This window comes from Bordetella genomosp. 6, assembly GCF_002119705.1.
GTDB lineage: Bacteria > Pseudomonadota > Gammaproteobacteria > Burkholderiales > Burkholderiaceae_B > Bordetella > Bordetella bronchiseptica_F.
This window is the reverse complement of the sequence record NZ_CP021107.1, coordinates 2,530,532-2,552,742: the sequence shown is the minus strand read 5'-3', so window position 1 is coordinate 2,552,742 and position 22,211 is coordinate 2,530,532. Positions and strand designations below refer to the sequence as shown.

At 69.4% G+C, this 22,211-nt stretch carries 21 protein-coding genes; 13 read left to right on the top strand and 8 right to left on the bottom strand.

The genetic code is table 11. From position 1 onward, the window contains the following. Nucleotides 1–40 precede the first annotated feature (40 nt). A complete protein-coding gene (locus tag CAL11_RS11915; protein WP_033466408.1) occupies nucleotides 41–625 on the top strand; it encodes a nitroreductase family protein in 585 nt (194 codons plus the stop codon). 65 nt (nucleotides 626–690) lie between these two features. On the opposite strand, the gene argH is transcribed toward CAL11_RS11915, so the two are convergent. Further along, complete coding sequence (gene argH, locus CAL11_RS11910) at nucleotides 691–2,112, bottom strand: argininosuccinate lyase (protein WP_086093047.1); 1,422 nt, start codon at nucleotides 2,110–2,112, stop codon at nucleotides 691–693. 107 nt (nucleotides 2,113–2,219) lie between these two features. Between argH and CAL11_RS11905 the strand changes: the two genes are divergently transcribed. Genes CAL11_RS11905 through CAL11_RS11895 form a run of 3 tightly spaced genes read left to right on the top strand, consistent with a single transcriptional unit; the run spans nucleotide 2,220 to nucleotide 5,621 of the window. Further along, on the top strand, nucleotides 2,220–3,566 hold the full coding sequence (locus tag CAL11_RS11905) for a mechanosensitive ion channel family protein (protein ID WP_033466404.1): 1,347 nt from the start codon (nucleotides 2,220–2,222) through the stop codon (nucleotides 3,564–3,566). A 38-nt stretch (nucleotides 3,567–3,604) separates the two neighbouring features. Next, nucleotides 3,605–5,239: an NAD+ synthase gene (locus CAL11_RS11900; protein WP_086093046.1), complete on the top strand. Its 1,635-nt coding sequence runs from the start codon at nucleotides 3,605–3,607 to the stop codon at nucleotides 5,237–5,239. A 43-nt stretch (nucleotides 5,240–5,282) separates the two neighbouring features. Next, a complete protein-coding gene (locus tag CAL11_RS11895; RefSeq protein WP_033466400.1) occupies nucleotides 5,283–5,621 on the top strand; it encodes a P-II family nitrogen regulator in 339 nt (112 codons plus the stop codon). Between the two features lie 12 nt (nucleotides 5,622–5,633). Here CAL11_RS11895 and CAL11_RS11890 read toward each other — a convergent pair whose 3' ends face one another. Then, a complete protein-coding gene (locus CAL11_RS11890; RefSeq protein ID WP_086093045.1) occupies nucleotides 5,634–6,008 on the bottom strand; it encodes a pyrimidine dimer DNA glycosylase/endonuclease V in 375 nt (124 codons plus the stop codon). 76 nt (nucleotides 6,009–6,084) lie between these two features. On the opposite strand from CAL11_RS11890, the gene CAL11_RS11885 reads away from it, so the two are divergent. Both CAL11_RS11885 and CAL11_RS11880 read left to right on the top strand, forming a co-directional pair. Next, the gene (locus CAL11_RS11885) at nucleotides 6,085–6,465 is read left to right on the top strand and encodes an RNA-binding S4 domain-containing protein (protein WP_086093044.1); all 381 of its coding nucleotides are present in this window, start codon (nucleotides 6,085–6,087) and stop codon (nucleotides 6,463–6,465) included. A 116-nt stretch (nucleotides 6,466–6,581) separates the two neighbouring features. After that, a complete protein-coding gene (locus tag CAL11_RS11880; RefSeq protein WP_086093043.1) occupies nucleotides 6,582–8,522 on the top strand; it encodes a PhoX family protein in 1,941 nt (646 codons plus the stop codon). 132 nt (nucleotides 8,523–8,654) lie between these two features. On the opposite strand, the gene CAL11_RS11875 is transcribed toward CAL11_RS11880, so the two are convergent. Together CAL11_RS11875 and CAL11_RS11870 are read right to left on the bottom strand one after the other, a co-directional pair. Next, a complete protein-coding gene (locus CAL11_RS11875; protein ID WP_086093042.1) occupies nucleotides 8,655–9,200 on the bottom strand; it encodes an AAA family ATPase in 546 nt (181 codons plus the stop codon). A gap of 73 nt (nucleotides 9,201–9,273) precedes the next feature. After that, a complete protein-coding gene (locus CAL11_RS11870; protein ID WP_086093041.1) occupies nucleotides 9,274–10,155 on the bottom strand; it encodes a LysR family transcriptional regulator in 882 nt (293 codons plus the stop codon). 107 nt (nucleotides 10,156–10,262) lie between these two features. Between CAL11_RS11870 and ggt the strand changes: the two genes are divergently transcribed. The 5 genes from ggt to CAL11_RS11845 all read left to right on the top strand — a co-directional run bounded on the left by ggt (nucleotide 10,263) and on the right by CAL11_RS11845 (nucleotide 17,214). Continuing rightward, nucleotides 10,263–11,891, top strand: coding sequence for a gamma-glutamyltransferase (gene ggt / locus CAL11_RS11865; protein ID WP_086093040.1), 1,629 nt, complete (start codon nucleotides 10,263–10,265; stop codon nucleotides 11,889–11,891). A gap of 41 nt (nucleotides 11,892–11,932) precedes the next feature. Continuing rightward, nucleotides 11,933–13,450 carry an ABC transporter substrate-binding protein gene (locus CAL11_RS11860; RefSeq protein ID WP_033466384.1) on the top strand — a complete coding sequence of 506 codons (1,518 nt, stop codon included), beginning with the start codon at nucleotides 11,933–11,935 and terminating at the stop codon, nucleotides 13,448–13,450. 91 nt (nucleotides 13,451–13,541) lie between these two features. Further along, nucleotides 13,542–14,486, top strand: coding sequence for an ABC transporter permease (locus CAL11_RS11855; RefSeq protein ID WP_086093039.1), 945 nt, complete (start codon nucleotides 13,542–13,544; stop codon nucleotides 14,484–14,486). Further along, on the top strand, nucleotides 14,483–15,358 hold the full coding sequence (locus CAL11_RS11850; protein ID WP_086093038.1) for an ABC transporter permease: 876 nt from the start codon (nucleotides 14,483–14,485) through the stop codon (nucleotides 15,356–15,358). The genes CAL11_RS11855 and CAL11_RS11850 overlap by 4 nt, the downstream gene beginning before the upstream one ends. Nucleotides 15,359–15,360: 2 nt before the next feature. Then, on the top strand, nucleotides 15,361–17,214 hold the full coding sequence (locus CAL11_RS11845) for a dipeptide ABC transporter ATP-binding protein (protein WP_086093037.1): 1,854 nt from the start codon (nucleotides 15,361–15,363) through the stop codon (nucleotides 17,212–17,214). 2 nt (nucleotides 17,215–17,216) lie between these two features. On the opposite strand, the gene CAL11_RS11840 is transcribed toward CAL11_RS11845, so the two are convergent. Continuing rightward, a complete protein-coding gene (locus CAL11_RS11840; protein WP_086093036.1) occupies nucleotides 17,217–17,861 on the bottom strand; it encodes a LysE family translocator in 645 nt (214 codons plus the stop codon). 91 nt (nucleotides 17,862–17,952) lie between these two features. On the opposite strand from CAL11_RS11840, the gene CAL11_RS11835 reads away from it, so the two are divergent. Continuing rightward, on the top strand, nucleotides 17,953–18,489 hold the full coding sequence (locus CAL11_RS11835; protein WP_086093035.1) for a YaeQ family protein: 537 nt from the start codon (nucleotides 17,953–17,955) through the stop codon (nucleotides 18,487–18,489). A gap of 60 nt (nucleotides 18,490–18,549) precedes the next feature. Here the strand turns inward: CAL11_RS11835 and CAL11_RS11830 are convergent, their stop codons facing one another. Continuing rightward, the gene (locus tag CAL11_RS11830; protein ID WP_208617582.1) at nucleotides 18,550–19,734 is read right to left on the bottom strand and encodes an MFS transporter; all 1,185 of its coding nucleotides are present in this window, start codon (nucleotides 19,732–19,734) and stop codon (nucleotides 18,550–18,552) included. Nucleotides 19,735–19,806: 72 nt separating this feature from the next. Continuing rightward, on the bottom strand, nucleotides 19,807–20,379 hold the full coding sequence (locus CAL11_RS11825; protein ID WP_033465080.1) for a chorismate--pyruvate lyase family protein: 573 nt from the start codon (nucleotides 20,377–20,379) through the stop codon (nucleotides 19,807–19,809). 59 nt (nucleotides 20,380–20,438) lie between these two features. On the opposite strand from CAL11_RS11825, the gene CAL11_RS11820 reads away from it, so the two are divergent. Beyond that, nucleotides 20,439–21,170, top strand: coding sequence for a pseudouridine synthase (locus CAL11_RS11820; protein WP_033465077.1), 732 nt, complete (start codon nucleotides 20,439–20,441; stop codon nucleotides 21,168–21,170). A 50-nt stretch (nucleotides 21,171–21,220) separates the two neighbouring features. Here CAL11_RS11820 and CAL11_RS11815 read toward each other — a convergent pair whose 3' ends face one another. Continuing rightward, nucleotides 21,221–22,156: a LysR family transcriptional regulator gene (locus CAL11_RS11815; RefSeq protein ID WP_230590390.1), complete on the bottom strand. Its 936-nt coding sequence runs from the start codon at nucleotides 22,154–22,156 to the stop codon at nucleotides 21,221–21,223. Nucleotides 22,157–22,211 lie beyond the last annotated feature (55 nt).

The following is a 22,211-nucleotide window of genomic DNA, read 5'->3' as shown; positions in this document are numbered from 1 at the left end:
ATGAGAATATGTTTTCTTCTCGTCGAGAGTTTCCGCGCCCATGACCGTATCTCCCTTGCACGCGCTGACGTCGCGCCGTTCGATGAAATTCCTGCGCGCGCCCGCGCCCAGGCAGGACGAACTGGAGCAAATCCTGCAGGCCGCCATGAGCGCGCCCGACCATGGCGCGCTGCGCCCGTGGCGGTTCGTGCTGATCCGCGGCGAGGCCATCGGCCGGCTGGCCGACCTGGCGATCGATGCGGTCAAGCGCAGCGGCGACAAGCGCATGACGCCCGAGAAAGAGAAGTCGGTGCGCGAGTGGGCCGCGGGCGTGCCGCTGTTCATCGCCGTGGCGCAGAAACTTTCGCACGACAACACCCGCATTCCCGAGCAGGAGCAGCTGCTGGCCACCGGCGCGGCGGTCATGAATATCCTCAACGCCGCGCACATGCTGGGGTACGGCGCGTTCTGGAGCACGGGCCTGGGCACTTACGTCGAGGACGTCCAGGACGCGCTGGGCCTGGACGCGATGGACTACCGGTTCCTGGGCTTCGTGGCCCTGGGCACGCCGGGCTGCGCGGTGCCGCCGGCGCAACGTCCCGATTTCCGCGAGTTCGTGTCCGAATGGCAGGGCGTGACCGCCTGAGCGCGCATCCGCGCGCGGCATGAAAAAACCCGGCGCGAGCCGGGTTTTTTCATGGGCGGACCGGGTCAGGCGCCGGCGGTCTCGGCCAGCACGCGCTGGGCTTCCTCGCGCACGCGCTCGGGGGCGGTGCCGCCGATGTGCTTGCGGGCGGCCACCGAGCCTTCCAGCGTCAGTACCTGGTGGATGTCCTCGCCGATGCTGGGGTGGTAGGCCTGCAGGTCGGCCAGCGACAGGTCGGCCAGGTCGCAGCCGCGCTGCTCGCAGTCGCGCACCGCGTGGGCGACGATTTCGTGCGCGTCGCGAAACGGCAGGCCACGCTTGACCAGGTAGTCGGCCAGGTCGGTGGCGGTGGCAAAGCCCTGCAGGGCGGCGGCGCGCATGTTGTCGGCCTTGACCTTGATGCCGCCGGCCATGTCGGCGAAGATGGTCAGGGTGTCGCGCAGCGTGTCGGCCGTGTCGAACAGGCCTTCCTTGTCTTCCTGGTTGTCCTTGTTGTAGGCCAGCGGCTGGCCCTTCATCAGGGTCAGCAGCGCCACCAGGTGGCCGTTGACGCGGCCGGTCTTGCCGCGCGCCAGCTCGGGGACGTCGGGGTTTTTCTTCTGCGGCATGATGGAGCTGCCGGTGCAGAATCGGTCGGCCAGGTCGATGAAGCCCACGCGCGGGCTCATCCACAGCACCAGTTCTTCGGAAAGACGCGAGATGTGCGTCATGATCAGGGCGCCGGCGGCGCAGAACTCGATGCCGAAGTCGCGGTCGGAGACGGCGTCGAGCGAGTTGCGGCAGACGCCGTCAAAGCCCAGCGTGCGGGCCACGCGCTCGCGGTCGATGGGATAGCTGGTGCCGGCCAGCGCGGCCGCGCCCAGCGGCAGGCGGTTGACGCGGCGGCGGCAGTCGGCCAGGCGCTCGGCGTCGCGGCCGAACATCTCGGCATAGGCCAGCAGGTGGTGGCCGAACGTGACGGGCTGGGCCACCTGCAGGTGGGTGAAGCCCGGCATGATGGTCGCGGCGTTCTCCAGCGCGACCGTGGCCAGCGCGTGGCGCAGCTGGCGCAGCAGGTCGACCAGCGTGTCGATTTCGTCGCGCAGCCACAGGCGGATGTCGGTGGCGACCTGGTCGTTGCGCGAGCGGCCGGTGTGCAGGCGCTTGCCGGCGTCGCCGACGAGTTCCACCAGGCGCTTCTCGATGTTCAGGTGCACGTCTTCCAGGTCCAGCAGCCACTGGAACGTGCCGGCGTCGATCTCGGAGAGGATCTGCTGCATGCCGCGCTGGATGTCGGCCAGGTCCTGGGCCGAGATGATGCCTTGCGCGGCCAGCATGTCGGCGTGCGCCAGCGAGCCGCGGATGTCGTGGCGCGCCATGCGCTTGTCGAAATCGACCGAGGCCGTATAGCGTTTGACGAGGTCGGAAACGGGTTCCGAGAAACGGGCGGACCACGCCTGCGCCTTGTTGGCGAACTGGTCCTGGCTGGAGTGGGAAGTATTTGCCATGATGCGGGCAATTATATAGGGCCGGCGCGCGCCGCGGCGGCGCCATGGAACGGCGCGCCGGCCGACTTGTCGGATAATCTGCGACAGGGCGCTTTCAGGAGGATGCAGTGCTGCCGAAGGAATTGGAGAACGTGGTCGCCACGCTGGACAACTATGTGCCGGATACGCCATGGGGCCAGACGCTGGTCGGCATCGGCGTGCTGGTGCTGACGGCGCTGTTCGTGCAGTGGGTGGTGGCGCGCGTCGTGCTGTATTTCGCCCACCGGCTGCTGGTGCTGAGCGGCCGCGAGGACTGGGACCGCGCCCTGAGCCGCCGCCGCGCGTACCAGAACTTCTGGTACGCGGTGCCGTTCGCCGTGGTGTCCATGGGCATAGAACTGGTGCCGCATGCCGAGCGCGCGGTCACCATCGTGGGCCGGCTGTCGCATGCCGGGGCCTGGATCTGCGTGTTCGTGGCCTTCAGCGGCGTGCTCAGCGCCTGGCAGGATACGTATTCAGCCACCACGCGGGCGCAGACGCGCTCGATCAAGGGCTATATCCAGATCGGCAAGCTGATCCTGTGCGCGGTGGGGGCGGTGCTGGTGCTCTCCATCCTGCTGGACCGCTCGCCGCTGTGGATGATCTCCGGCCTGGGCGCGCTGTCGGCGGTGCTGCTGCTGGTGTTCAAGGACACGCTGCTGTCGCTGGTGGCCAGCACCCAGCTCACCTCCAACGACATGCTGCGCATCGGCGACTGGATCGAGATGCCGCAGGCCAACGCCGACGGCTTCGTCAAGGACATCGCGCTGCATACCGTCAAGGTGCAGAACTGGGACAACACGGTCACCACCGTGCCTACCTACAAGCTGTTTTCCGAAAGCTACCGCAACTACCGCCACATGTTCGAGTCGGGCGGGCGGCGCATCAAGCGCACCCTGCGGCTGGACGCGGCCAGCGTGCGCTTCATGAGCGAGGAAGAGGGCGGGCGGCTCAAGCGCTTCGTGCTGCTGCGCGACTACCTGCAGGCCAAGGAGGACGCGCTGCTGGAGGCCAACCGCCAGCTGGGCGAGCTGGCCGAGGTGCCGGCCAACCGCCGCCGCCTGACCAACATCGGCACCTTCCGCGGCTATGCGCTGGCCTACCTGCGCCAGCACCCCGAGGTGCGCCAGGACATGGCCATGATGGTGCGCATGATGGAGCCGCAGCCCAACGGCATCCCGATCGAGATCTATTGCTTCACGGCCATCACCGCCTGGGTCGAGTACGAGCGCATCCAGGGCGACATCTTCGACCATCTGCTGGCCATCCTGCCCGAGCTGGGGCTGCGGCTGTTCCAGGAGCCCTCCGGCTCGGACCTGGGCAACCTGGCCGGCGGCATGCGCGAGGCGGCCCTGCACGAGTTCCGGCGCGAGCAGGTGGCCGCGGGCGAGGCGCCGCTGGCGCTGCGCGGCGACGGCGCCGCGCCCGTGCGATAATTTTTCTTTCCCTTTTTCCCATTCTGGAACCGTCGTTCATGAGCCTTGCCCGGGTTGGAATCGCGCAAATCAACGCCTGCGTCGGCGATCTCGCCGGCAACGCGGCCCGGGTCCTGCAAGCAGCGCAACAGGCGGCCGGGCAGGGCGCCGACGTGCTGGTCACGCCCGAGCTGGTCCTGACCGGCTATCCGCCGGAAGACCTGCTGCTGCGTCCCCGGTTTATCGAGGCGCAGCAGGCGGTGTTCGAGCGGCTTTGCCAGGACCTGGCCGGCCTGGCCGGCCTGCATGTGGTGATCGGCCATGTGCTGGCGCGCCAGGACCGCCTCTACAACGCCGCCTCCGTGGTGTGCGAAGGGCGCGTGCTGGGCAGCTACTGCAAGCGCGAACTGCCCAATTATTCGGTGTTCGACGAGCAGCGCTATTTCTCGGCCCACGGCGAAGCCTTCGGCTTCACCGTCAAGGGCGTGCGCTTCGGCCTGAACATCTGCGAGGACATCTGGTTCGAGCGCGCGCCGCGCGCGGCGGCGGCCGACGGCGCGCAGGTGCTGCTGGTGCCCAACGCGTCGCCCTACAACACCGGCAAGCAGGAAGAACGCCTGTCGGTGGCGCGGCGCAGCGTGCAGGACACCGGCTGCGCGCTGATTTACGCCAACCTGGTCGGCGGCCAGGACGAACTGGTGTTCGACGGCGCGTCGTTCGCGCTGGACGGCCAGGGCCGCATGAGCGCCCGCCTGCCGGACTTCACCGAAGGCGTGAACGTGCTCGAGGTCGATGCGCGCGGCACGGTGCGCCCGGTGACCGAACAGGCCGCCGTGCAGCCCTACGGCGTGGAAGAGCAGGTCTGGAACGCGCTGGTGCTGGGCGTGCGCGACTACCTCGGCAAGAACGGCTTTCCCGGCGCCATCATCGGCCTGTCGGGCGGCATCGATTCGGCCGTGGTGCTGGCGGTGGCGGTCGACGCCGTGGGCGCGGACAACGTGCGCGCGGTCATGATGCCCTCGCGCTATACCGCCGATATCTCGCTGACCGACGCCGCCGACATGGCCCGGCGCCTGGGCGTGCAATACGACGTGATCGCCATCGGCGAGGTGGTCGACCGCTTCGAGGAGGCGCTGGCGCCGCAGTTCGCCGGCCTGCCGGTCGACGCCACCGAGGAGAACATCCAGGCGCGCGCGCGCGGCACCTTGCTGATGGCGCTGTCCAACAAGACCGGCCGGCTGGTGCTGACCACCGGCAACAAATCGGAAATGACCACCGGCTATTGCACGCTGTATGGCGACATGGCGGGGGGCTTCGCCGTCATCAAGGACGTGCCCAAGACCCTGGTCTACCGCCTGGCGAACTGGCGCAACCAGCGCCAGCCCATCATCCCGGAACGCATCATCACCCGCCCGCCGTCGGCCGAGCTGCGGCCCGACCAGACCGACCAGGACAGCCTGCCGCCCTACGACATCCTCGACGGCATCATCGAGCGCTACATGGAGCACAACGCCTCGGCGGCCGATATCGTGGCCGCCGGCTTTCCGCGCGAGGCGGTCGAGCAGGTGGTGCGGCTGATCCGCATCAACGAATACAAGCGGCGCCAGGCCCCGCCGGGGCCCCGCATCACGCCGCGCGCGTTCGGCCGTGATTGGCGGTATCCTGTGACCAACGGATTCCGCGAGACGGTTTGAGGCCGGCGGGCACCCAATTCAGAAAAAGCCAGGACAGCACAACGTGAAACAAGTAACCGCCATCATCAAACCCTTCAAGCTGGACGAAGTGCGCGAAGCGCTGGCCGAGGTCGGCGTCAGCGGCCTGACCGTCACCGAGGTCAAGGGGTTCGGCCGCCAGAAGGGCCATACCGAGCTGTATCGCGGCGCCGAGTACGTGGTGGATTTCCTGCCCAAGATCCGCGTCGAGGTCGTGCTGGCCGACGAGATGGTCGATCCGGCCATCGAGGCCATCGTCAAGGCCGCGCGCACCGGCAAGATCGGCGACGGCAAGATCTTCGTGACCCCGGTCGAACAGGCCATCCGCATCCGCACCGGCGAGAGCGACGAAGAGGCGCTGTAGGCGCCGGGCCCGTCAGGCCCTGCCGCCGCCGCGCTCGGCGATGCGCGCGCGGTTGAGCGCCAGGGCCTCCTCGGTCGGGGTCCAGTCGTTCCAGAACGGCGCGGGAATATCCGGGAAGTCCTCGCGCGTCACGCCGGAAAATGCCGGGCGGTAGCCACGGCGCCGCATTTCCTCGACCAGCTCGCGATGCCGCCTGGCCAGATAGCCCAGGCGGGTGTAGAAGAACAGCAGATGGCCCTTGCCCAGCGTGTAGACGGCCGGCTGCGCCAGCGCGCCGCGCGCGGCGGCCTTGTGCGCCAGCGCGAAAACCCGCGGCAGTTCGCGGTATTCGGCGACCAGGTGCGGGCCACTCAGTTCTTCGACGGGGACACAATTGATGCGGGTCAAGGCAGGGCTCCTGAAGGGGGGCGGCGGCGGCCATCCGGCCACGCATTAGATCAGAAAGGCAGTGGAGCGACGGCAGATGGACAAGATGCGCCTGGACAAATGGTTATGGGCGGCGCGCTTCTACAAGACGCGCAGCCTGGCGGTGCAGGAGATCGGCAAGGGCAGGGTGCAGGTCAACGACCAGCCGGCCAAGCCGGCGCGCGAAGTGGCGCCGGGCGACGTGGTGTGCATCCGCAAGGAAGACCCGCCCATCCATGTGCGGGTATGCGCGGTCAGCGGCGTGCGCGGCCCGGCGCCGGTGGCGCGGCAGTTGTACGAGGAAACGCCGGAAAGCGCGGCGGCGCGCGAGCGGGCCGCCGAGATGCGGCGGCTGGCGCCCGAACCCGCGCTGGATATCGCCGCCGGCCGTCCCACCAAGCGCGACCGCCGCCTGATCGACAAGTGGCGCGGCTCATAGGACATCGGCAAGGCGGGGCCGCACGCCCCGCGCAGTGCAGCGGAATTGTCATCGCGGATCGCTAGGATGCGGGGGGTCATACCCACGCCACCACGCGATCCGGAGGGAATACTGGCATGCACGAACCGACGATGAGCAAGCGCCGCCTGGTGCTGAAGATGCTGGGCGGCGCGCCCATGCTGCCGCTGGGCGCCGTGGGCGCGGCCACGCTGCTGGCCGGCTGCGGGACGGGCGCCGATGGCGCGCGGGGCGCCGCGCGCGGCGCCCGGCCGCGGGGCGATTTCGTGGCGGCCGCCTTCACGTCCATGGCCGCGCCGTCGCTGGACGCACCCGGGAAAATGGCCGTCACCACCGTGGAGTCGGCCCTGGAAGTCAGCTACGGCGACGGCGGCCGGCAGACCTTCCAGCTGGGGTACGAACCGTTCTTCATGACCGGCGACAACGTGCCCGATGGCACGGGCGCGACCGTGGTCGCGGGCGGCTATCTCGATATCCATGGCCAGCCCATCATGGACCGCTCGGTGCCCGGCAAGACGCGCCAGTTCTTTTCGGACTGCCCCGACGGCATGTCCCTGCTGGCCTTGCCATCGGCCCGGGTGCCCGGCGTCAAGGGCAATACGGTGTTCGCCGTGGTGCAGTTCGAGTACGCCTCGAACAACCGGAAGGGCGAGCCCATGTACGGCCTGCTGCCGTCGCCCATCGCGGTGCTCACCCTGGCGCAGGATCCGGCCACCGGCAGGCTGGCGCTGGTCAAGTACAGCCAGGTCGATACCGCCCCGGCCCACGGCCTGTGGATCACCTGCGGCGCGAGCCTGTCGCCGTGGAACACCCATCTGGCCAGCGAAGAATACGAGCCGGACGCGACCACCGCGCGCGCCTCGGCGCAGTTCCAGGCGTTCAGCCGCAACCTGTACGGCGATCCGGCCAAGGCCAATCCGTATCACTACGGGCACCTGCCCGAAGTGGTGGTCCACCCGGACGGCACCGGCACCATCAGGAAGCATTACTGCCTGGGCCGCATCTCGCACGAGCTGATCCAGGTGATGCCCGACCAGCGCACCTGTCTGATGGGCGACGACGCCACCAACGGCGGGCTGTTCATGTTCGTGGCCGACCGCAAGGCCGACCTGTCGGCAGGCACGCTCTACGTCGCCAAGTGGCGCCAGACCTCGGGCGAGGGCCCGGGGGCCGGCGCGCTGGGCTGGATCAATCTGGGCCATGCCCGCAGCGCCGACATCGAGGCGCTGGCCGATACCCTGACGGCGGCCGACATCATGGACGTGCGCACCGCCGATCCGGGCGATGCGGCCTTCACGGCGATACGCGTGAACGGCAAGGCCAACTGGGTCAGGCTGGCGCCGGGGCGCGAGCAGGCCGCGGCTTTCCTGGAGACGCACCGCTATGCGGCCCTGATGGGCGGCACGATGGCGTTTTCCAAGATGGAAGGCACCACCGTCAATGCGCGCGACCGCATCGCCTACAGCGCCATGTCGCGCATCGAGACCTCGATGGTGGATGGCACCTCGCCCGATCTGCGCGTGCAGGGCCCCGAGCCGGGCGCGGTGTATGCGCTGAACCTGCGCGGCGGCCAGCGCGACAGCGCCGGCGCGGCGATCAACAGCGAATGGGTGCCGGTGGACATGGCGGCGGTGCCGGCCCTGGTCGGCGAGAAGCTGGCCGCGCCCGATGCGCTGGGCAACCGCCACCACGCCGACCGCATCTCCAACCCCGACAACATCAAGTTCTCGGAAAAGCTGCGCACGCTGTTCATCGGCGAGGACAGCAACGGCCACGTCAACAACTTCCTGTGGGCCTACAACGTCGACAGCGGGGCGCTCTCGCGCATCCTGTCGTGTCCGGCCGGCGGCGAGTCCACCGGCCTGCAGGCGGTCGACGAGATCAACGGCTGGACCTACATCACCAGCAACTTCCAGCACGCTGCAGACTGGGGCGGCGTACACGCCGTCGTGCGCGCCACGCTGGACCCGCTGGTCAAGGCCAACTACCGCGACGGCTTCGGCGCCTCGGTGGGGTACATCACAGGGGTAAAACTGTAGATCCCGCGTGCCTGTCCCCGCAGGGGGACTGGCACCGGCAAATCAAACCCCGCGTGCCTGTCCCCGCAGGGGGACTGCGGGGTGCCTGTCCCGCCGGGGAAAGGCACCTCGCCCCCCCCGCACCTGCCGCGTTCAGCCCCGCGCCCAGCGGGCCAGGTCCAGCGCCAGCGCGCCGGCCTGCAGTCGCCCGGCGATCTCGTCCGCGATCTGGGCGGCCGGCCGGCCCCCGGTGACGACGCGGTGGCCGGCCAGGCCGCCGGCCGCGCGGAACGCATCGTGCATGGTCCGCACCATCGACGCCTGCCCGGGTCCGCTGCGCTGCTCGACGCGGGCCAGCGCCTCGTCCAGGCCGATATCCAGCAAGGCGTAGGCGGCAGGAGCCCGCGCGGCCTGCAATTGCGCGGCGATGAGGGGCAGGAACCACGGTCCGAAGATGCCGTCCAGGTAGACGCGATAGCCGTCGGCGGCGAACGAGGCGGCGCTGCGGCACACCGCGCGGATGACCGCGGCGTTCTGCGCATCGGCCTGGGGGCGGTATGGCGGGATGGGGTGGGCCGGAAAGCCATAGAACAGATCGGACGGCAGGTGCAGGCCATGCGGATCGGCCTGCGCCAGCAGGCCACACGCGGTGGTCTTGCCCGAACCGGGCGGCCCCGAGACGATGACGATGGGAAGCATGGGCGGGTTCCTGGAGAAGGTGAGCACGGCGATATTACGCGCAGACGGGGGAGGTTCGGGCCAGTCGCGGCCCTCAGCGGCCGAACAGCGCGCCGCACTGGGCGCAGATTGCGGCGGTGATGGCCAGGCGCGCGTGGTCGCGCCGCTCGATCATGCCGATGGCGCGCACGGCCGGGCCCAGCTCGGCGGGCAGGGGCAGCACGCGCAGCTGCGGGCTGGCCTGCCAGTTGGCGCCGTTGAGCAGCGGCAACAGGGTCACGCCGACCTCCTGGCGCACCAGTTCGACCAGGGTTTCGATGGCGTTGAGCTCGAGGAACTCGTTCAGGCCCCCGCCCAGCCGGCGCACGATGCGGTCGATCTGGCGCCCGGTGCGCTGGGTGCGGTCAAAGCGCAGGAACGGGTTGGCGGCCAGCACCTCGCGCGCGTCGGCGCCGGGCGCCGAGGGGTGCGCCAGCACGACCAGCGGCTCTTCGTACAGGGGCGTCCAGCGCGTGCTGGCCATCTTGCGGCCGGCCTCGACCACCAGGGCCGCGTCCAGCTCGCCGCTCTCGACCTTGCCGGCCAGTTCGCTGGCCTTGCCGGAGAACACGCGCACGTCCAGCGCCGGGTGGTCGCGCTTCAACTGCGAAACCACCTTGGACAGGGTGCCCATGCACGAGACGATGGCGCCCACCGACACCGAGCCGGCCAGTTCGCCCGGCACATTGCGGGGCGCCTTCAGGTGGTCGTATAAATCAAGCAGCCGCTTGATTTCCGGCACCAATTCGCGTCCCGCCGCATTCAGGATGGCAAGCCGCCCGCCGCGGTCGAACAGCTCGCGGCCCAGTTCGGCTTCGAGCGCGCGCATCTGGAAGCTGACCGCGGCCTGCGTCAGCGCCACCTGCTCGGCCGCTTCCGAGAATGTGCCGTGCTGGGCCACCGCCAGGAAAGTACGCAGGAACCGTATGCTGCTCATAAAAATATTTTGAATGACGGAACAAAAAATCAAATTGATTTAATTAGATCACGAGAGTAACGTCATCAGGTTCAACTTGTGCCCGCGCTATCGATAGAGATCATCAGATGAAAGCCTTCAATTGGGTCAATCCGTACCCGTCCACCCGCATTCCCGTCTTCGCCCGCAATGTGGTGTCCACTTCGCACCCGCTGGCGGCGCAGGCCGGCCTGCGCATGCTGCTCAAGGGCGGCAATGCGGTCGATGCGGCCATCGCGGCGGCGGCGACCATCGTGCTGGTCGAACCGGTGTCCTGTGGCCTGGGCGGCGATTGCTTCGCCATCGTCTGGGACGGCCAGCAATTGCACGGCCTGAATTCGTCCGGCGTGGCGCCGGCGGCGTGGAATGTGGAGTATTTCAAGCGCAAGTACGGCACCGGCCCCGATGGGCTGGCCGTGCAGCCCAAGCGCGGCTGGGACGCCGTGACCGTGCCCGGCGTGGTGGCGGGCTGGGCCGCGCTGCACGGGAAGCTGGGCAAGCTGCCGTTCGAGCAGCTGTTCGAACCCGCCATCGAGATCGCCGAGCGCGGCTACACGGTGCCGCCGGTGGTGGCGCATAAATGGGCCGCCGCGGCCGCCGAGCTGAGCGAGCAGCCCGGCTACGCCCAGGCGTTCATGCCCGAGGGGCGCGCGCCGCGGGTGGGCGAGCATTTCCGCTTCCCGGACGCCGCGTACGCGCTGCGCCGCATCGCCGCCTCGGGCGGACGCGACTTCTACGAGGGCGAGCTGGCCGAGCGCATCGCCGCATTCAGCCAGGAGTGCGGCGGCGCCATGACGCTGGAGGACCTGCGCAATTACCGCCCCGAATGGGTCAAGCCGATTTCCCGCTCGTACCGCGGCTACGAATTGCACGAGATCCCGCCCAACGGGCAGGGCATCGCCGCGCTGATCGCGCTGGGCATCTGCGAGCGTTTCGACCTGGCCGACATGCCGGTCGATTCGGTGCAATCGCAGCACCTGCAGATCGAGGCCATGAAGCTGGCGTTCTCCGACCTGTACCGCTATGTGGCCGACCCGCGCAGCATGGAAGTCACGCCGCAGCAGATGCTCGACGACGCGTACCTGGACAGCCGGGCCAGGCTGATCGACCCGGACCGCGCCACGCATTTCGAGGCGGGGCGCCCGCATGCCGGCGGCACCATCTATCTGACCGCCGCCGACGAGAACGGCATGATGATCTCGTTCATCCAGTCCAACTACATGGGCTTCGGCTCGGGCGTGGTCGTGCCGGGCACCGGCATCAGCCTGCAGAACCGCGGCGTGGGCTTCTCGATGAACCCGGCCTCGGCCAACGTGGTGGAAGGCGGCAAGCGGCCGTTCCACACCATCATCCCGGGCTTCCTGACGCGCGGCGGCAAGCCGGTCATGAGCTTTGGCGTGATGGGCGGCGACATGCAGCCGCAGGGCCATCTGCAGACCGTCATCCGCATGCTGGACTACCACCAGCAGCCGCAGGCGGCCTGCTGCGCGCCGCGCTGGAAGGTCAACCGCGATTTCACGCTGGACATCGAGTCCACCATGAACCGCGCGACGGTCGAAGGGCTGAAGAACCTGGGCCATCGCCTGAAGGCGGTGGACGACCCGTACATGGACTTCGGCGCGGGCCAGTTCATCTGGCGCATGGCGGAAAGCGACAACGATCTCGGCTACGTGGCGGCCAGCGACAGCAGGCGCGACGGGCAGGCCGTAGGCTTCTGACGCGCCTGCGGGCGCACGACCACCAAGGGGAACTCCACAACATGACCAAGACCAAGAGCCTGAGCATGATGATGGGCGCGGCCGTGCTGGCCGGCGCGGGCGGCGCCGCCCTGGCGCAGGACCTGCGCATCGGCCTGCAGGAAGACCCGGACGTGCTCGATCCGCACCGCGCCCGTACCTATGTGGGCCGCATCGTCTTCACCTCGCTGTGCGACAAGCTGGTCGATATCGACGAGAAGCTGCAGTTCGTGCCGCAGCTGGCGCAGTCGTGGCGCTTCAGCGAGGACAACAAGACGCTGACGTTCAAGCTGCGCACCGACGTGCAGTTCCACGACGGCAGCAAGTTCGACGCCGCGGCGGCGCGCGCCAACCTGGAGCGCGCCATGACGCTGCAGGACAGCATGCGCAAGGGCGAACTGGCCTCGGTCGAGAAAATCGAGGCGCCCGATCCCGCCACCCTGGTGCTGACGCTCAAGCGTCCCGACGCCACCTTGCTGGCGCAGCTGTCCGACCGCGCCGGCATGATGCTCTCGCCCAAGGCGTTCGAGGGCGACGCGGCCGCGGTGGGCCGCAAGCCGATCTGCTCGGGCCCCTACAAGTTCGTCGAACGGGTGCAGAACGACCGCATCGTGCTGCAGAAGTTCGACCAGTACTACGATGCCAAGGATTACCACTTCGACAAGCTGGTGTTCCTGCCCATTCCGGACACCACGGTGCGCCTGTCCAATCTGCGCGCCGGCGGGCTGGACATCCTGGAGCGCATGAACCCCTCGGACGCGCCGCAGGTCAAGAACGACGCCAGCGTGCAGTTCATGCCGGTGTCGGGGCTGGGTTTCCAGGAGGTATTCTTCAATACGGGCAACGGCAAGCGCGCCGAGACCAACCCGTTCAAGGACCGACGGGTGCGCCAGGCGCTGGCCCTGTCGATCGACCGCGCCATCATCAACGAAGTGGCCGGCGGCGGCATCTTCGATCCGGCCAGCCAGCCGTTCCCGCCGGCCAGCCCCTATCACAGCGACAAGTTCCCGGTGCCCAAGCGCGATGTCGAGCGCGCCCGCGCGCTGCTCAAGGAAGCCGGCCTGCAGAAGGTCAAGGCCGAGTTCGCCTTCGGCAACAACACCACGACGTCGGCCATCGCCGAAATGATCCAGGCCATGGCGGCCGAGGCCGGCTTCGAGCTGAGCCTGCGGCCCACCGAGTACGCCGCCATGCTCAACGAGGCGCAGGCCGGCAACTTCGAGATGATCATGCGCGGCTGGTCGGGCCGGGTCGATCCGGACGGCAACATCTACCAGTTCGTGACCTGCAAGGGCGCGCTGAACGACGGCCGCTACTGCAATCCCGAGGTCGACAAGCTGCTGGCCGAGGCGCGCACCGTGCCCGACCAGGCCAAGCGCAAGGCGATCTACGACCAGGCGCAGGCGCTGCTGCAGGCCGACACGCACGACATCTACCTGTACTACCAGCCGTGGCCGTTCGTGCTGGGCAAGAACGTGCGCGGCTTCAAGCCGTACCCGGACGGCATGGTGCGCCTGAAGGGCGTGACGCTGGCCAAGTAGCGACGGTGGGGGCGGCGGGCCGCCGCGGCGGCCGGCTGCCGCGATCGGCGCGGCGCGCGGGCGCCGCCGCGCCCGTTTTTCGGTGGCGACCATGTTCAAACTGATCCTGCGACGCGTCGTCGTGGCGATCCCGACGCTGATCCTGGTGTCGATGATCGTCTTCATGCTGCAGAAAATCCTGCCCGGCGATCCGGTGCTCACGCTGGCCGGCGAGGAGCGCGATCCCGCGGTGCTGGACTACCTGCGCGAGAAATACCGCCTCAACGACCCGCTGCCGGTGCAGTACGGCGCCTGGGTGACCCAGGTGCTGCAGGGCGACCTGGGCAAGTCCATGCGCACCGATGTGCCGGTGCTGACCCTGATCGCGCAGAAGCTGCCGGTGACCCTGCAACTGGCGGTCATGGCGATGGCGTTCGCGCTGCTGGCGGGCATTCCCCTGGGCATCGTCGCCGCCGTGCGCAAGGGCACGGCGGTCGAGATGGGCGCCAACATGGCGGCGCTCTCGGGCATGTCCATCCCCAATTTCTGGCTGGGCATCATCCTCATCATGGTGGTCTCGGTGCAGTGGAAGCTGCTGCCCGCCTCGGGGTACGTCTCGCCGGCGGAGGACTTCTGGCTTTCCATCAAGACCATGCTGATGCCGGCCCTGGTGCTGTCCACGGCGATCGCCGCCTACCTGATGCGGCATACCCGTTCGGCCATGCTGGAGGCGCTGTCGGCCGATTACGTGCGCACCGCGCGGGCCAAGGGCGTTTCGCCGCGCAAGGTGGTGCTGCGCCACGCGCTGCGCAACGCGCTGATGCCCATCGTGACGCTGGCGACGCTGCTGTTCGGCGAGTTGCTGGCCGGGGCGGTGCTGACCGAGCAGGTCTTCACCATCCCGGGCTTCGGCAAGCTGATCGTCGACGCCGTCTTCAACCGCGACTACGCCGTGGTGCAGGGGGTGGTGCTGTGCGTGGCGGTCGGCTTCATCGTCATGAACCTGCTGGCCGACATCCTGTACATCCTGGTCAATCCCCGTCTGAGGCACGCATGAGCGCACCCATCGCAAGCGCGGGCATGGGCGCGCCGCGCCGCGCCAACCGTTCCTGGGGCAAGTTCCGCCGCAACCGGATCGCGATGCTGGGCGCGCTCATCGTGCTGGCGTTCGTCGTGCTGGCGCTGCTGGCGCCCTGGGTGGCCAGCCACGACCCGTTCCAGACCAGCTTCATGACCATCCGCAAGGCGCCCTCGGCGGCGTTCTGGATGGGCACCGACGAACTGGGCCGGGACATCTTCAGCCGCATGGTGTACGGCGCGCGCGCCTCGCTGATGGCGGGCATGGTGTCGGTGCTGATCGCCCTGGCGGTGGGCGTGCCGTTCGGACTGGCCGCGGGCTATTTCGGCGGCTGGACCGACAGCGTCATCTCGCGCGCCACCGAGGCGCTGCTGGCCATCCCGTTCCTGATCCTGGCGATCGCGTTGGCCGCCTTCCTGGGCCCCAGCCTGACCAACGCCATGATCGCCATCGGCGTATCGGCCGCGCCCAAGTTCATCCGGCTGACGCGCGGCCAGGTGCTGGCGGTCAAGAACGAGGACTACGTGCAGAGCGCGCGCGCCCTGGGCGCCTCGGACCTGCGCATCATCGGCCGCCACGTCTTTCCCAATGTCATGCCGCCGCTGATCGTGCAGGCCACCATCACCATCGCCACCGCCATCATCGCCGAGGCCAGCCTGTCGTTCCTGGGGCTGGGCCTGCAGCCGCCCAATCCATCCTGGGGGTCGATGCTCAACACGGCCAAGAACTTCATGACCCAGGCGCCCTGGATGTCCATCTTCCCCGGCTCGGCGATCTTCCTGGTGGTGCTGGGCTTCAACCTGTTGGGCGACGGCCTGCGCGATGCGCTGGATCCGCGCCAGGAGAAATAGGCATGGACGCCACCCGTGTAGTGCAGGTAGATGGCCTGAGCGTGCGCTTCAACACCCCGGGGCGGGTGGTCCAGGCCGTCAATGATGTGTCCTTCCACGTCGACCGCGGCGAGACGCTGGCCATCGTCGGCGAATCGGGCTCGGGCAAGTCGGTGACTTCGCTGGCGCTGATGCGGCTGGTCGAGTACGGCGGGGGGCGGCTCAGCGCGACCGGCATGCGTCTGCGCCGGCGCGGCGGCGACGTGCTGGACCTGGCGCGCGCCGACGAGCGCACCCTGCAGCGGGTGCGCGGCGCCGATGTGGCGATGATCTTCCAGGAGCCGATGACCTCGCTCAACCCCAGCTTCACCGCCGGCAACCAGATCGCCGAGGCGCTGCAACTGCACCAGGGGCTGGACGCGGCCGGCGCGCGCGCCGAGGCGCTGCGCATGCTGGAGCGGGTGCGCATCCCGGAGGCCCGCGCCATCCTGGACCGCTATCCGCACCAGCTCTCGGGCGGCATGCGCCAGCGCGTGATGATTGCCATGGCGCTGTCGTGCAAGCCGCAACTGCTGATCGCCGACGAACCCACCACCGCGCTGGATGTCACCATCCAGGCGCAGATCCTGCAGCTGATACGCCAGCTCCAGGAGGAAATGGACATGGGCGTCATCTTCATCACCCACGACATGGGCGTGGTGGCCGAGGTGGCCGATCGCGTGCTGGTGATGTACCGCGGCGACAAGGTCGAGGAGGGCGGGTGCGACGGCGTGTTCGCCGCGCCGCGCCACGCCTATACGCGCGCCTTGCTGTCGGCGGTGCCGCGGCTGGGCGCCATGCAGGGCACCGACCAGCCGGCGCCGTTTCCGCTGTTGCAGGTCGACCAGGCCGAGGCGGCCCCGCGGGCCGGGGCGGCCGAGACGGACACCGTGCGCCGCGACGGCGGTCCGGTGCTGAAAGTGCGTGGGCTGGTGACGCGGTTCGATATCGCCGATGGCATCTTCGGGCGGGTCGGCAAGCGCGTGCATGCGGTCGAACAGGTCAGCTTCGACCTGTTTCCCGGCGAGACGCTGGCGCTGGTGGGCGAGTCCGGTTGCGGCAAGACCACCACGGGCCGCTCGCTGCTGCAGCTGGTCAAGAGCCAGGGCGGCAGCATCGAGTTCGACGGCCGCGACATCGGCGTGCTGCGCGGCGCGGCCATGCAGTCGCTGCGGCGCCATATCCAGTTCATCTTCCAGGATCCGTTCGCCTCGCTCAATCCGCGCATGACCGTGGGCGACTCGATCATGGAGCCCCTGCTGGTGCACAGGACGGCCAGCGGGCGCGCCGCGCGCGAGCGCGTGCGCTGGCTGATGGACAAGTGCGGGCTGTTGCCCGAAATGACCGACCGATATCCACACGAGTTCTCGGGCGGGCAGCGCCAGCGCATCTGCATCGCGCGCGCGCTGGCGCTGAACCCCAAGGTGGTGATCGCCGACGAATCGGTCTCGGCGCTGGATGTCTCGATCCAGGCGCAGATCGTCAACCTGTTGCTGGACCTGCAGCGCGAACTGGGAGTGTCGTACCTGTTCATCTCGCACGATATGGCGGTGGTCGAGCGCGTCAGCCACCGCGTGGCCGTCATGTACCTGGGCCAGATCGTGGAGATCGGCCCGCGCCGCGCCATTTTCGAGAACCCGCAGCATCCCTATACCCGCAAGCTGATGGCGGCGGTGCCGATCGCCGATCCGCGTCGGCGCCACCGCGAGCGCTCGCTATTGGTCGACGAGATTCCCAGCCCGGTGCGCAAGGTGGGCGACGAGCCGGTGGTCGCGCCGCTGGTGCGGGTGGGCGACGGCCACTACGTGGCGCGCCATCCGGTGGGCGTGTACGCCTGAGGTCAGCGCCGCTCCAGCGCCAGCTTCAGGCCGAAGGCGATGAACACGCCGGCGCTCAGGCGGTCGAGCCCGCGGGCCACCGAGGGGCGCGCCAGCCAGCGCGATAGCGGCCGGGTGGCCGCCACCAGCGCGGCGAACCACAGCAGGCCCAGCACGGCGTGCAGCGCGGCCAGCAGCAGGCTGAACCCCAGCACATCCACCCCGGCGGGGATGAATTGCGGCAGGAACGTGACGTAGAAGACGCCGACCTTGGGATTGAGCATGTTGGTCAGGCAGCCGCGCCAGAACCATTGCAAGGCGCCGCCGCCGACCGGCGCGGCCGGCAGCGCGCCGGGGGCCGCGTCGCCGGCGCGCCGGCGCAGGCTGCGGGCCAGCAGGCGCGCGCCCAGCCAGCACAGGTAGGCCGCCCCGGCGATGCGCAGCGCGTCGTAGGCCAGCGAGGACGCCGCCAGCAGCGCGCCCAGCCCGAGGGCGGCGGCCACGCCCCAGGCCAGGCAGCCGGCGCATACGCCCAGGCCGGCCAGCAGCGCGCGGCGCGGCCCGTCCAGCGCCGCGGTACGCAGCACCAGGGCGGTGTCCAGGCCCGGGGTGATGGTGAGCAGGGTGGCGGCCAGCGTGAAGGCCAGCAGGGCGGCAAGCGGTGTCATGGCGAGGGACGGAGCAGGCGCGGCGCGCGAGCGCGCGGGCAGTTATCATTGCCGGTCTTTGGCAACCCAGCAACTGGATCAGGCACTCTTCATGGCCCTGCGCGCAACCATTTACAAGGCGGACCTGCATGTCGCCGATACCGACCGCCACTATTATGCCAGCCACGGCCTGACGATCGCGCGTCATCCGTCCGAGACCGACGAGCGCATGATGGTGCGCGTGCTGGCCTACGCGCTGCACGCCGACGAACAGCTCGCTTTCACCAAGGGCCTGAGCGACACCGACGAGCCGGACCTCTGGCGCAAGGACCTGACCGGCGATATCGAGTTGTGGGTCGAGGTCGGCCAGCCCGACGAGCGGCGCATCCTCAAGGCCTGCGGGCGCGCCGCCGAGGTCGTGGTGTATTGCTACGGCGGCCATGCCTCGCAGGTCTGGTGGGACGGCGTGCGCGGCAAGCTGGAGCGCGCGCGCAACCTGCGCGTGGTCTGCCTGCCTGCCGCGCAGACCCAGGCGCTGGCGCAGCTGGCGCGCCGCACCATGCAGGTGCACGTCAACATCTCCGACGGCGCGGCCTTCGTCAGCACCGACGAGGGCCAGGTCCAGGTCGAGCCGCAATCCTGGCGCTGACGCGCGCGAGGTGCCTGTCCCTGCGGGGACAGGCACCCGGGGCAGCCACAGCGCGCCGGATCAGCCGCGCGCCTCGCGTCCTTGCCATGCCAGCAGCAGCAGGACGGCGGCGGCGGCGGGAAAGACCGTCAGAGTGACGATGGACCAGCCGCCATGGGCCAGCAGCTGGCCGGACGAGAACGAGGCGGCGGCCACGCAGCCGAACACCAGCAGGTCGTTGAGCGCCTGTACGCGCAGGCGTTCGTGCGGCTCGCAACAGTCGGCCAGCATGGCGGTGGCGCCGATGAAGCCAAGGTTCCAGCCCACGCCCAGCAGGACCAGCACGGCCCAGAAATGCGGCACGCTCAGGCCGGTCAGCGCGACGCCGGCCGCGGCCAGCATGAGCGCCAGGCCCAGCGCGGTGACCGGCAGCTTGCCGAAACGCTCGATCAGCCGGCCGGTGACGAAGCTGGGGGCATACATGGCCAGCACATGCCACTGGATGCCCAGGGCGGCGGCGGCGACGCCGTGGCCGCAGTCGACCATGGCCAGCGGGGCGGCGGTCATGACCAGGCTCATCAAGCCGAACGACACCACCCCAGCCGCGGCCGCGACGATGAAGCGCGGCGTGCGCGCGATGCGCGCCAGCGGCCGGCCGGCCTGCGCCGCGGCCAGGCCCACCGGCACGGCGCGCAGCCGGCTGACCACGCCCAGCGCCAGCAGCGCCAGCGCGGCCTGCGAGACGAAGCTGCCGGCGAAGGGCGCCGCGGGCCACAGGTTGCGGGTCCAGAGGGCGGTATTGGTGCCCAGCACGGCCGCCACCAGGCCGGCGCTCATGATGGCCGAAATGGCGCGCGGCCGGTGCTCGGGGCGCACCCCGTCGGTGACGGCGTGGCGGTAGCTCTGCACGTAGGCGCCGTACAGGCCGGCCAGCGCCGTGCCGGCACAGAACAGCGCGAACCGGCCGCTCCAGATGCCCCAGGCGGCCAGCAGGCCGCCCAGCAGGCCCAGCAGGGCGCCCAGCTGGTAGCCACCGCGCCGGCCGCGGCGGCGCATCATGGCGGCCGCGGGCAGGATGCCGGCGGCCAGGCCGAGGTTGTACAGGCTGACCGGCAGCGTCGCCAGCCCCGGGTCGCTGGCCAGCATCTGGCCCACCAGGCCGCCCATCGAGATGACGATGGCGGGGCTGGCCCCGCCCAGCGCCTGCGCACAGCTGAGCAGGCGCGTGTTGCGGCGGATATGCGGCGATTCGGCGGTCGTGGTCATGGGCACCAGGCGCGAACAGGGCGCGGCGGGCCGCCGCGCAACCCTGATTCTGCGTCAAAACCGCCCGCGGTGTCAGCGCGGCGCGACAGGCGCGCGCGCCAGCGACCAGAAGGCGGGCAGGAAGCACTCGGCCACCAGCAGCGGCTGGCCGGCGCGCCAGAAGGCGGAGCGGCGCGCCCACAGCGTCGGTTCGGGGCCGCCGGCCGGCGCGCGCGCGATGGCGGTGGCATGGAAGGGCACGCCGGCGGCCAGCCGGCGGCATACGAAGACCGAGCGATGGATGCCGGGGTCGTTGTACAGCATGTCGGCCAGCGGGCGCGTCAGCAGGCGCCGCATGCCCTGCCAGACGCCATGCGAGGCGCGCAGCGGCGTGAGGCTGCGCGCCACGACGCTGTCCACGCCGTCGATCGACATCAGCACTTCGCGCACCCAGACCGGGCTGTGCGGGGCGATGCGCATGCCGTCGGCCTCGTCGCGGGGCGCGCCGGTAGGGTATTCGGCCAGCACGCGCAGGCGTACGTGGCCCAGCTGGCGCAGGCCGGCGGTCAGCGCGCCGGGGCGGAACAGCCAATACTTGCGCAAGGGGTCCAGCGTCGAGGGCGCGGCGGGCAGCCAGCCGCGCGCGAGGGGAATGGGGGTGGTCATGGCTGTGTATTATGCCAAGCCGGCGCGGCGCCCGTGGTGCAGGCCCTACAATACGCGCCATGGAAAAAGTACGCATCTCCAAGCTGATGTCCGAGCGCGGGCTCTGTTCGCGCCGCGAGGCCGACAGCTATATCGAACGGGGCTGGGTGCGCGTGGACGGCGTGGTGGTGTCCGAGCTGGGCGCGCGCGCCTTTCCCGATCAGGTCATCACGCTGGAGCGCGCCGCGGCCGCGCGCCAGACCGCGCGGGTCACCATCCTGCTACACAAGCCCGTGGGCTATGTATCGGGACAGGCCGAGAAAGGCTACACCCCGGCGGTGGCGCTGATCGACGCGCGCTCGCGCTATGCGGGCGACCGCGCGCCCCAGCGCTTCGAGCGCGGCCAGCTGCAGGGCCTGGCCGTGGCCGGACGGCTCGATATCGATTCGCAGGGCCTGCTGGTCCTCACGCAGGACGGCCGTATCGCCAAAAAGCTGATCGGCGAAGACTCCGAGGTCGACAAGGAATACCTGGTGCGGGTGCAGGGCCGGCTGTCCGAAGCGGGGCTGGCCCTGCTCAACCATGGCCTGTCGCTCGACGGCAAGCCATTGCGCCCGGCCCAGGTGCGCTGGCAGAACGCCGACCAGCTGCGTTTCGTGCTGCGCGAGGGCAAGAAACGCCAGATCCGCCGCATGTGCGAGCTGGTGGGGCTGCGCGTGGTGGGCTTGAAGCGGGTGCGCATCGGCCGGGTGTCGCTGGGCGACCTGCCGGTGGGCCAATGGCGCTATCTGCGCGCCGACGAGCGCTTCTGAGCGACGTAACCGTTTCAGTCGATTTCCAAGCGGCCGCCGCGGCCCGGCGATTAACGCAAATTTAAAAACGCCGGGTTATTCTGGCCTGCCAGTGCCTTGTTGCTCAGGCGCTCCATCAGGAATTCGACGAAGATGCGCGTCTTGGCCGGCAGCATGCGGGTGTCCGTGACCGCGTAGACCGGGAACGGCCCGGCCAGCCAGTCGGGCAGGATGCGCTTGAGGCGGCCCGATTCGATGTCCTCGCGCACATTGCCCATGGGCGCGAGGATCGCGATGCCGGCGCCCAGCGTGGCCAGGTTGCGCACCATCGACACACTGTTGACCGAAAAGCGGTTGCCCGGGGTGATCTCGATGTGGCGCTCGCCGCTGTTCAGGGGCCAGCGCGTGACGCGGCCCGTGCCGGCGCGGAACTCGATGCATTCGTGGCGGGGCAGGTCATCGGGGTGCTGCGGTTCGCCGTGGCGCGCCAGGTAATCGGGCGATGCATACAGGTGGGCTGGCAGCACGCCCAGCAGGCGGGCGATGTGGGTGGAGTCGGGCAGATCGCCGATCTCGATCGACACATCGCAGGTCTGGAAAACCCGTTCGGCGTGCTCGGGGCTGGCCAGGTCCAGGTAGAAGTTGACCTCCGGGTAGCGGCGCGAGAACTCCGTGAACGCCTCGGACAGGAAGTCGGTGCCGAAGTCGGCCGGCATGTTCACGCGCAGCGGACCCGACGGCGTCTCGACCAGGTTCTGCAGCTCTTCATGGGCGATGCGCGCTTCGGCCACGATGCGCTGGCAGCGCTCGAAGTACAGCTGCCCGGCTTCGGTCAGCTCGACCCGGCGCGTGGTGCGGCTGAGCAGCCTCAGGCCGACCGAGCGCTCCAGTTCGGCCACCTGGCGCGACAGGGTGGATTTGGGAATGGCCAGGTTCTCGGCGGCGCGGCTGAAGCTGAGCGTCCTGGCCACTTCGACGAAGAGTTCCATGCCTTGCAGACGGTTCATGGCGGATGGTGAGAGGGCGAAAGATGAGATTGTCCCATATTTGGAATGATGTTTT

What these genes read in the sequence shown, in the direction of transcription:
- CAL11_RS11915 (WP_033466408.1), top strand. Translation starts at nt 41, where the DNA reads ATGACCGTATCTCCCTTGCACGCGCTGACGTCGCGCCGTTCGATGAAA.
- argH (WP_086093047.1), bottom strand. Translation starts at nt 2,112, where the DNA reads ATGGCAAATACTTCCCACTCCAGCCAGGACCAGTTCGCCAACAAGGCG.
- CAL11_RS11900 (WP_086093046.1), top strand. Translation starts at nt 3,605, where the DNA reads ATGAGCCTTGCCCGGGTTGGAATCGCGCAAATCAACGCCTGCGTCGGC.
- CAL11_RS11885 (WP_086093044.1), top strand. Translation starts at nt 6,085, where the DNA reads ATGGACAAGATGCGCCTGGACAAATGGTTATGGGCGGCGCGCTTCTAC.
- CAL11_RS11880 (WP_086093043.1), top strand. Translation starts at nt 6,582, where the DNA reads ATGCACGAACCGACGATGAGCAAGCGCCGCCTGGTGCTGAAGATGCTG.
- CAL11_RS11875 (WP_086093042.1), bottom strand. Translation starts at nt 9,200, where the DNA reads ATGCTTCCCATCGTCATCGTCTCGGGGCCGCCCGGTTCGGGCAAGACC.
- CAL11_RS11870 (WP_086093041.1), bottom strand. Translation starts at nt 10,155, where the DNA reads ATGAGCAGCATACGGTTCCTGCGTACTTTCCTGGCGGTGGCCCAGCAC.
- ggt (WP_086093040.1), top strand. Translation starts at nt 10,263, where the DNA reads ATGAAAGCCTTCAATTGGGTCAATCCGTACCCGTCCACCCGCATTCCC.
- CAL11_RS11860 (WP_033466384.1), top strand. Translation starts at nt 11,933, where the DNA reads ATGACCAAGACCAAGAGCCTGAGCATGATGATGGGCGCGGCCGTGCTG.
- CAL11_RS11855 (WP_086093039.1), top strand. Translation starts at nt 13,542, where the DNA reads ATGTTCAAACTGATCCTGCGACGCGTCGTCGTGGCGATCCCGACGCTG.
- CAL11_RS11850 (WP_086093038.1), top strand. Translation starts at nt 14,483, where the DNA reads ATGAGCGCACCCATCGCAAGCGCGGGCATGGGCGCGCCGCGCCGCGCC.
- CAL11_RS11845 (WP_086093037.1), top strand. Translation starts at nt 15,361, where the DNA reads ATGGACGCCACCCGTGTAGTGCAGGTAGATGGCCTGAGCGTGCGCTTC.
- CAL11_RS11840 (WP_086093036.1), bottom strand. Translation starts at nt 17,861, where the DNA reads ATGACACCGCTTGCCGCCCTGCTGGCCTTCACGCTGGCCGCCACCCTG.
- CAL11_RS11835 (WP_086093035.1), top strand. Translation starts at nt 17,953, where the DNA reads ATGGCCCTGCGCGCAACCATTTACAAGGCGGACCTGCATGTCGCCGAT.
- CAL11_RS11830 (WP_208617582.1), bottom strand. Translation starts at nt 19,734, where the DNA reads ATGACCACGACCGCCGAATCGCCGCATATCCGCCGCAACACGCGCCTG.
- CAL11_RS11825 (WP_033465080.1), bottom strand. Translation starts at nt 20,379, where the DNA reads ATGACCACCCCCATTCCCCTCGCGCGCGGCTGGCTGCCCGCCGCGCCC.
- CAL11_RS11820 (WP_033465077.1), top strand. Translation starts at nt 20,439, where the DNA reads ATGGAAAAAGTACGCATCTCCAAGCTGATGTCCGAGCGCGGGCTCTGT.
- CAL11_RS11815 (WP_230590390.1), bottom strand. Translation starts at nt 22,156, where the DNA reads ATGAACCGTCTGCAAGGCATGGAACTCTTCGTCGAAGTGGCCAGGACG.